The organism is Escherichia sp. KCJ4928 (assembly GCF_004352695.1).
Taxonomy (GTDB): domain Bacteria; phylum Pseudomonadota; class Gammaproteobacteria; order Enterobacterales; family Enterobacteriaceae; genus ECMA0423.
In genome coordinates this window covers 1-483 of record NZ_SJWV01000595.1, presented here as the reverse complement: position 1 = coordinate 483, position 483 = coordinate 1, and the positions used below count along the sequence as shown (strand labels likewise).

General features: G+C 30.6%; 1 protein-coding gene. It reads right to left on the bottom strand.

Going from position 1 to position 483, the window contains the following annotated elements; genetic code table 11:
* Window positions 1-311, bottom strand: a 311-nt coding sequence (ykfM, locus tag E0D98_RS25775) for a protein YkfM (protein WP_131891530.1), incomplete at its 3' end; no start/stop codon positions are given.
* Window positions 312-483 lie beyond the last annotated feature (172 nt).

Sequence of the window (483 nt, the reverse complement as noted above, 5' to 3'; positions counted from 1 at the left end):
GCTATTAGTAAAAATATAAGAGTTAGCTGTATTGTTATGTCTGTGGCGAAATTGACTACCTTCGTTTTTTTGATTAAGAATGATTTTATTATCGTAAGTAAAATTACATGAATATTTAAAAAGGAAAACGACATGAAACCAAAGCACAGAATCAACATTCTCCAATCATAAAATATTTCCGTGGAGCATTTTATTATTGAATATAGAGGTTTAACTCCGGTAAAAAACAAAGAAGCATTGAATGCAGGGAAAAATAATATGGCCATAAAAAACATCGAAAGAAACTCTTTTAATTTAACATGTAAACGCATGGTTAATCCTCATATCACGGGTGGAGTGTTAAGAACATACATAAATGGAGTCATGTTTTCCCTTTTCCATTTATCAAGTTCCTGTTGCCGTTTTAGTCCATCTCTAATTGCATATTTTAATTTTTCTGATAAATGGCATTGAGCATCGATTTCATTTAAAACAACTGTACAC